The 8,542-nt window shown below is 39.7% G+C and carries 6 protein-coding genes; all 6 read left to right on the top strand.

What is annotated here, in order from left to right; all coding sequences use genetic code 11:
- Positions 1-733 precede the first annotated feature (733 nt).
- The 6 genes from I6E26_RS10660 to I6E26_RS10635 all read left to right on the top strand — a co-directional run bounded on the left by I6E26_RS10660 (position 734) and on the right by I6E26_RS10635 (position 8,315).
- Positions 734-2,578 carry a dynamin family protein gene (locus I6E26_RS10660; RefSeq protein ID WP_235321846.1) on the top strand — a complete coding sequence of 615 codons (1,845 nt, stop codon included), beginning with the start codon at positions 734-736 and terminating at the stop codon, positions 2,576-2,578.
- Positions 2,579-2,592: 14 nt separating this feature from the next.
- Entirely contained in the window at positions 2,593-4,467 is a 1,875-nt protein-coding gene (locus I6E26_RS10655; protein ID WP_235321845.1) for a dynamin family protein, read from the top strand.
- Entirely contained in the window at positions 4,464-6,230 is a 1,767-nt protein-coding gene (locus tag I6E26_RS10650; RefSeq protein ID WP_235321844.1) for a dynamin family protein, read from the top strand. Before I6E26_RS10655 ends, I6E26_RS10650 begins: the two co-directional genes overlap by 4 nt.
- A gap of 45 nt (positions 6,231-6,275) precedes the next feature.
- Positions 6,276-6,977: an HNH endonuclease signature motif containing protein gene (locus I6E26_RS10645; protein WP_235321843.1), complete on the top strand. Its 702-nt coding sequence runs from the start codon at positions 6,276-6,278 to the stop codon at positions 6,975-6,977.
- Positions 6,978-7,058: 81 nt separating this feature from the next.
- Positions 7,059-8,015: a hypothetical protein gene (locus I6E26_RS10640; protein ID WP_235321842.1), complete on the top strand. Its 957-nt coding sequence runs from the start codon at positions 7,059-7,061 to the stop codon at positions 8,013-8,015.
- Positions 8,016-8,150: 135 nt separating this feature from the next.
- Positions 8,151-8,315, top strand: a complete 165-nt coding sequence (locus I6E26_RS10635; protein ID WP_235321841.1) for a hypothetical protein — start codon at positions 8,151-8,153, stop codon at positions 8,313-8,315.
- Positions 8,316-8,542: the final 227 nt, after the last annotated feature.

Below are 8,542 nucleotides of genomic sequence, written 5' to 3'. Positions count from 1 at the left end.
ATAAAAGTCTGTACATAGTGTAAATATGTATTTCTTATGCGCACAAATGATAAGAATTCTAATGCAGCTATGATTAAAAATTAGAAAGTTCTGTAGCAAAATACAAAAGTCCAATAAATAAATACAAAAAATATTTTCAAAATTTTTTATTATCATATTTAAAGCTCTAATATGCGCTTTATGCAGAAATTCTGTATAAAGTCAGTAATAATGCTGGTTGAGCGCTTCAATTGATATTATGGATTGGATAAAATCCATCTATAGACGATACTATTACCATGGAAAAGTGCAGGCTGCCTGTGAGTTCGTCAAGCAGAATCCAGCAGAAGAAAACTCCTTCAGGCAGCCCTGGCTAAATTAACTGGTAAAGCTCTGGCTGTTCGCTGGATGCCTATGGACAATGTACTGACACTTTTCGTTCTCCTTGTGCTCATAAGTATATATTAATTCTTTGAAAATAAGATGAGAACTTTATTTATCCCATATCAGTGAACTATGTAACAGTGGGGGGACGGTGGCATGATGGTTATGCTTCGGGATAGGATGGTGGTGGGAACATATCTGTCAGTACGGCAAATAAAAAATTTCGGGGCTTGCAGGAATTAACACTGAAATATATAATGTATATGAGATTAATATTCGATAAGACAGAAAATACATCGAATGAAAAAAGTTAAATTTGATGCTATTTCCCACAGATTATATATTACAGGAAGGGATTGAGCGAATAAAAGTGGATTTAAGAAAGTATATAGACGCTAGAAATGAACTAACAAAGCGTTATCAGAGACTGATTGAAATAGCGGACAGTTTGGAACATGAACCACTAGTTAATGATGTCAGAACCAGTTGCAATATGTTGAGTGAAGATGTATTTAAGGTTGTAGTAGTGGGTGAATTTTCGAGGGGCAAGTCTACTTTTATCAATGCATTGTTAGGGAAAAAACTTTTGCCTGCAAAAACCAATCCAACAACTACAACGATTAATCGCATTACGTATGGAGACTCACCTCGTTACTTGCTACATTTCCGTCAGCAAGAAGATGTACAAGAGATTTCCGAGGAAAAATTCAAATCTATTGTAGCAGTTGAGGCTGAAGGCGATGATGAAGATGCTCAACAAGCATACAAGAATGCATTGCAGGAACTCGGTAATATTGCCTACACAGAGCTACGTTATCCACTAGAATTTACTCGTGGTGGTGTGGAACTCATTGACACACCGGGCACTAATGATTTGGATCAAGCTCGTGAAGAGATTACTCTGCGATTTATTCCACAGGCAGATGCAGCTATTATGTTGTTATCTGCGGAACAGATTCTTGCACGCTCGGAAATGGATTTTTTACGAGAGCGTATATTGAAGAGCGATATCAGTAAGATATTCTTCGTGGTGAATTTCAAGGATAGATTAGCTGATCCTGCAGATGGAGAACGTATTCTAAATTTAGCTAGGGAACAGTTGCAAGGATTAGTAAACCAGCCACGCTTATTTTTGGTTTCGTCACGTGGAGCACTGAATTGGAGGAGAGCCGAAGCGGGTGAGGTATTTAAAGGAAAAGTACCGAAGACGTTTGAGGAAACAGGCTTTCCTTCATTAGAGCGTGTTTTATCCGATTACCTAATCGAAGAACGTGCTAGTACTAAACTTTTCAAATATGAGCAACGTCTAGCTCGTTATGTTAGGTGTTGCCAATCGGAATCGATAGCACTTAAGCGCAGATGCTTAGGTGTCGAGGTTCGCAAATTAGAGGAGGAACTCATATCGTTGCGTCCAAAGCTAGAACGTGCTCGTCAGCGTAGTCACAAAGCTTTTGAGAATCTGCGTTCGTATCTTCAGCTGGAAACTGGTAGTTTGACTAGTGATTATCAGCGTGGTCTCAAAAATATATCAATGCAGGTACAGAAAGCAATGCATAGTTACGATGGTCCATTGGATGTTGAAGCTGTTGCGCATGGATTGGAAGTAATAACAGCTCCATTACAACAGAAACACGATGGGTATATGAATCAAAAAGTACAAGAGTGCCTGGCTAATGCTTTTGAGTCAGTACAACAAAAATTGAAGGAAATTTTCCAAACGGAACAATTGATTACCAACCGTGCCCTGGTCGCTGTTGACGAACATAATAATTTGCCAATATTGTTAGACATAAATGCAGTTGATATGAGCGAGGTTCATATAATGGGCGGTGGTATGATTATTGGGGGCTTGATTCTTGCAGTAAATGCACCGTTTATAGCGATTCCTGCTGCTTTCTTCGGTGGAAAGTATATTATGCAACACTTTGAAGCTTATCAAAGAGCTGATTTCCGAACCAAGGTAAGTGCACAATTGCGTAGTCGTTATGATGAAATAATTCCGCAGCAGGCTGAACAGTTCCAAAAAAAATTACAAGGACAGTTTCGGTCGCTGTGTGATAGCGTAGAAGAATTGATTGACCAACAATTGTTATCGCAACAACAACGCCTTGAATCGATATTGCAAGAAAAAAATATAGCTCAATATAATGATGACGCAGAACGTAAACATTTGGACGAATTGGATAGGGAATTAGCGGGGCTTGTTCGTTTATAAAGGAGTAATGCTGAATGAAGATAGCAATCTTTTCGGTAGTAATTATAGTGTTAGGGCTGCTTGTATGGTTTGTTAACCACAAAAAAAAACTAGAAGGCACGCCAGAGGAACGATTACTACGACATTACCAGAAACAAATTCAAAACTACACTCCAATAAATCTGCCTGATGATGCTCCAGTAGTGGATCGTTTTATAAAAAATCTGAAGGATTTGGCTACACGACTTAATAAATGTAAGCCGTTTGTTCAGATTGCTGTAGACCTTTGGCGCATTTCAGAAGAAGGAGATCGACCGCTTTTAGTACTCGTGATGGGGGAATTTAAGACAGGCAAGTCAACATTCATCAATACTTTGCTGGGAAGTGATGTGCTAATAGCAGATGCGGCTCCGGCCACAGCTGTTACGACCATGTTGAAATATGGTGAGCATCCAGCGGTAGAATTACATTATCGTGACGGGCATACGGAGGCGTGGTCGTACGAAAAATTAGGAGAAATCACAGCTGAAGGAGATGAAACCAAACGTAAATTACGAGAGAGTTTAGATTATGTTGAATTGACATATCCTAACGACCTTCTTAAGCAAATTAACCTAGTAGATACACCAGGGCTTAATGTGCATAATGAGAGCCATATCCGCAACACAGAAAACTTCCAGCACAAAGCAGATGTGGTTCTCTGGATTTTTAATGCAGCGCGTAGTGTAACGCAAACCGAGTTGCGTGAAATCAAGGCACTAGGTGAACGCTTGAAACCTTTCGCCATAGTTAATCGTATAGACAATATAGATGACGAAGAAGAGACAGTGGAGGAGGTGTTGAGTAATGTTAAACACCGCTTGGGAAACTCTGTGCAGGGAATATTTGGGTTGTCAGCGCTACAAGCACAGAAGGCAATTCAATCAAATAACAACGAGCAGCTACAAGAAAGTGGATGGGCATACTTTCTTGAGCAATTGGAAGAGCATTTTCTTAGCTGTAGCGAAGACCTTAAGCTAAAAGCTCTAACTGAAAAAGCAGCATGCGTTGCGGAGAGCTTTAAACTGAAGCTAGGAGAGATGAAACGTGCAGCTGAGGTGCGTGATAAATCATTTGGAAGTCAAGACGAGGCGGAGAAAGAATTGCGTGATAGTATTGATACGCTGGATGAATTACATAAACTAATGCTTGAAGTAGATAAGAATGAACAATCTGCTGGCAAATCGTTAGCGCAATTGGAGACACAGAGAGAGAATGTAACAACTGTTGACAATACAGACTTACTTAATAAAACAGTCAATAATTTATTGAACGTCATAATTCCGTTGCTTCGTGTGAAGGAATTTTTCAGTGAAGTTTTATCAAAAGCTACAGATAAAGAACAGATGGAAATTACGGCTTTTATAGATGACATAGGGATGTTAGATGGAGAGATAGATCAACAAGTAGGATATTACAAACAATGGTGGCAACAGTATCAAGAACTAGATACTGAGGTTGCAGATCTGAAGTCTGAAGAAGAACAAGTGTGTATTTTGCAACATGATTATGAAAACTCTGGTTTATTTGGAGGTGAGCCTATTTTCGATTTTAGTGGTCGCAGAGAGCGCCTAAACAATGCAGTTAGTTCCTACAATCAGCATGTGGAAAATCTTCAGCAGCGTGTAAAAGAACATTGGTGGAGATTTCTTGCTATTAGTAAGGATACTTATGCAAAAGATCACGAAATAAAGAAACTCGCCGGAAAAGTTGATGCTTTTTTCTTACGTGAGAAAAAAGATGTAGAAATGCAGTTGAAAAGTATACAACAAGATTTTAAACGTGAGCAGGCAAAGCAGTTGGAGTTAAAACAAAACATCCAATTAGGCGAGGAGATGCTGACAGAGTTGCAACAGGAGATACCCGCATGAGCGTACAGAATTTGCTTGAAAGAAAAAACAAACTTAAAGATTATATGGAACGTTTATTGAAATTGGGGTGGGTGCAAGATTTGCCGGAAGGAAAACAACTCAAAGAATTGACTGTTTTTCTGGAAAAAGAAAATTTTACAGTTGTGGTGTTAGGAGAATTTTCACGTGGTAAATCTACTTTTATAAACGCTTTGTTGGGTAAATCGTTGTTACCTATGGATGTATTGCCTGAGACAGCGGTGCTTTCTGCGTTACTTTATGGTGATGAGCCAGAAGCAACAATCATCTATTGCGACGGACATCGGGAACGTGGACAGGCTGATGGTCAGTATCTTTCTCAGTTTTCTGCTCAGAGTGGAAGACATGAGGATATTTCTTATATTCAATTGAAATATCCAGCACACATATTGAAAGGAAAGATTGTATTAGTTGACACGCCTGGTGTATCTGATCTAGACGAACAACGTGCTGAGATTACCTATGGATTTTTACCCCAAGCAGATGCAGTAATTTTTTTGTTGGATGCAACGGCTCCGTTAAAGAAAACCGAAAAAGAATTTTTATTAAAACGTGTGTTACCACAAGGCATCCAACAGATTATCTTTGTTGCTAATAAAGCAGATAACTTAGACGAGGAAGAAAATGAGGATTATGAAGATTGTCTGCGTCAGCGATTGAAAAAGGTGTTCGGAGATAAAGTTGAACTTTTCTTGGTATCGTCACGTATGGCTCTGCATGGGCGTGAGCATGGGAAAGAACAATTACTTGCGGAGTCAGGTTTGCCTGCACTAGAGGCGAGGATGATGGAGCTGTTTGCGAGTGGACAGCGCGAATATATTAAGATTATTCGATTGGAGGATAGATGTCGAAGGCTAGTTCAACAGTTGATTCGCCGTTGTCAGTCCGGACAAACTCTAGCTTCATTAGATGGTAAAGAGTTGCATCGAAAACAGAAAATCTTGCATAATTTATTAGATGCACGTAAGCAGGATGCGGATCAGATAGATGTTTATTTACAGAAACAAGAACGGCAAATCCTGCAAATGTTAGATAAGTCATTGAAGTACTTCAATGATCGGCTGACAGACGAGGCGGTAGCGCAGGTTGATGCGTACAAAGGTGCCGACTTTAAAGAATTTGTCGATGTGAGATTAAAGCGACAAATACAACGTGAAATAGAAAACTGGTTAGCTTTGTATGGACCGCGTTTGGAGCATATGATACAGCAGTTAGCTCAGTCAGTATCGCAGGGACTTGCTCGTCGCTTTACCAAACAAGTGAAATTACATGCACTACCTCGAGGGTGGGTGCGGCCAAAAGATTATCACTTGCAGTTGGAAGCCCAGGACATCTCTAATACTGATGTAGCTGCAGGGGCAATTGCTGCAGCAGGTGGAATTGGTTTAACTTTAGCTGTTGGAGGCGCGCTGATGCCATTTATCAGTTTTGCGGCAATGCCGTTGCTTCGACGGCAGATGTTAGAGCATCGCTTAACCACCGCTAAAGATGAATTGCTACCGGAGCTTCAACAGCAAATCACAGCTTGCATGCTAGAACTCTTACAGGATTTGCACGAACGTGTCTCGGCATTGTGTAGTCAGACAGCTACGCAAGTACGTGACGCTTACGACAATCTATTGTATTCCTATCAGCAAGAAATAAATGCACAGATAGAGCTTAGACAACAGGATGAGTTAGCTGTATCAAATCGCTTGCAAGAATGGATACAACGTATGGGAGAACTGTCAAAGTTAACAAATTAGATTGGAGAGATATGTAGCATATAATCAATGCAAGGAGGATTAATTATGTACGATGATGTGCACGATGGCATGACAATGCAAGGGAATGTAGATGGAATGGACCTACTAAAGGTTCATTCGCCGAGTTCCGTGTTATCTGATACTAATTTTGTGTCAGATGGCGTTTTTGATGGAAGCTTATTCTCGGAAGGTTCATTACCTGTAGGAGAAGATATTCAGGATGAATGGCATGCTGACGTATTAGAAGGTAATGGTGAAGAATTACTCGCTTATCCGGATCCATTGGCACATGCTGGGGAGTTCCATCCAAATACTTTTGAGTTGAACAATGCTGAAACTAGCATAGATTTTGGAATGCCAGAAGTACAAGAAAGCAATGCATCTTCTGTGATTTCCTATGCTATGTCTTCTGATGGTGGGTTAATGCCCGCTTGGAACGATGTAAATGAATTCTCAGGGGTCGAAAACGGAATGCTGTCCGACCCATCTCAATTGAATGAGTTGATTGCAGCCGGAGAGGTGCAAGGTGCAATACATGTGAGTGCAGAGGATGAAGTGCGTAGTGAGACAGCTATAAAGAATTTTTTACACGAGCACGGTTATACTGATGTCCCGGCGGGATATGAGATCCACCATATTGTACCACTTAGTGAGGGTGGAGCAGATGATCCTCATAATATGGTACTGTTGACTGAAGAGCAACATGATGCTATTACGACAGCTCACAGACAATATTATGGCTGGTGAACAGTTACTTTTGAATAAAGGAAAAACTCTATTTCCTCTAAAACACTACCTTTTGAAATACGCCGGAAGGAGCGAATCGTTATGTATATGTACAAGGAGGCATTAGGAAAAATATTCTCAAAGATAGATGAAAAAAAAGGCTTTAGTGAGGCTATTTCTAGGGAAAAAACCTATGCCGTATGTAGACGTTGTGAGCACTATGAGGAGGTAAATAAGGAATTTTTTGCCAAGATATTGGGTGGTGCGGTAGCGGCATTCGGGTTCAAGGCGTGGATAGCATTCCTTTTTGCTGGGACAGGTTTTGCTTTTGCTATATGTGTTGCTATAATTGCTGGCGGCGTAGCTATAGCCGCTTTTTCTAAGGAAATAAGCGAGTGGTTGAGCAAACGATACGAGTGCCCTAGTTGCCATAATAAAAGTTGGGAAATTGTCACCGGCGAGGAACTTATTCTCAGGCACCACAATATGGATAAGGATAAGACCATTGATGGCTTAAAAAATGAAAAGGAATTCTTTGAGAAAAAGATAGAGGAAATAGAAGAGGGAAGGCGTCTTCTTGAAATGAAGCTAAAGGAAGTACGTAACAATCACCCAGATCAGTTCAATAAGAAGAAAGCTTTTTTCAAAAAAACATTCAAGAATATTAAGAACAATGATGCGATTGATTTCTTGACAACAGGGGAAGTCTTTTTCGAATTCGGCAATAAAGTCGTGGAGGGGGATTATTCTGCCATTGTTCTCGAGTATGTGAAATCGGTTGAGACACTGTTACTAGAAGTTTTGAAAAAAAGGAGGATATATAATAAGGGCGATGAAAAACTAAGTTTAAACGGCATAATAAAAAAATATGATGCTCAATGGGATACTGAAATCAAGGAAAAAATTAAAGAAATCCGAGAAATGCGTAATCCAGCAGCACACAAGAATATGACCGCTAAGAAAGAAGCCGAGAAAATTCGAAGGATCGTCCTTGGTGGTGGAGATAACGGTATTGAAAAAAGCGGGCTTATCTCTTATATCAATATGCTACTTCTATAAAATTCAAATCAACTTCAATTATTTATTGCGAAAAAATGTCAGGAGTGCAAAATCTCGATCGAGGTGGTGTCAATGCACCACTAATATTGACAATATCACACTGTAAAACATTGTGATGAATGGAGGCGGGATTATATGACTTTAGCATTAGAAATGGATAAAAAATGGAGAGAAGGTAAAGCTGAAGGCAAGATTGAAGCTATTAGAAATGCCATTAAGGATGGGTTGACCACATTAGCAGCTGTGAAGAAATCCGGCCGTTATACAGAAGAAGAAATCGCAGCAATTGCTGCACCATAACAGTATAAATAGTCACAAATGACTTGGGCACCTAGATGTTTTCTAGGTGCTTTTTTACGGAATTTTTAAAGCATTAATATACGCTTTATGCAGAAAGCTTGTATAAAATGATGTTGTCAATATTGGTTGACATATTTTACTCAAGGGATTCATGGTGATGTTAGAATAAAAATAGAGCAAGTCAAGATGAGAATTTCACATAGCCCCAATAGGGGTATAATAGAGAC

The sequence above is a fragment of the Anaerovibrio lipolyticus genome (assembly GCF_021531495.1).
Taxonomy (GTDB): domain Bacteria; phylum Bacillota; class Negativicutes; order Selenomonadales; family Selenomonadaceae; genus Anaerovibrio.
Note: the sequence above shows the minus strand (reverse complement) of the source record. Positions and strands in the feature narration are given on the sequence as shown.

Excerpts from the sequence above, each read along its gene's own strand:
- I6E26_RS10650 (WP_235321844.1), top strand. The coding sequence starts at position 4,464 with ATGAGCGTACAGAATTTGCTTGAAAGAAAAAACAAACTTAAAGATTAT.
- I6E26_RS10645 (WP_235321843.1), top strand. The coding sequence starts at position 6,276 with ATGTACGATGATGTGCACGATGGCATGACAATGCAAGGGAATGTAGAT.
- I6E26_RS10640 (WP_235321842.1), top strand. The coding sequence starts at position 7,059 with ATGTATATGTACAAGGAGGCATTAGGAAAAATATTCTCAAAGATAGAT.
- I6E26_RS10655 (WP_235321845.1), top strand. The coding sequence starts at position 2,593 with ATGAAGATAGCAATCTTTTCGGTAGTAATTATAGTGTTAGGGCTGCTT.
- I6E26_RS10635 (WP_235321841.1), top strand. The coding sequence starts at position 8,151 with ATGACTTTAGCATTAGAAATGGATAAAAAATGGAGAGAAGGTAAAGCT.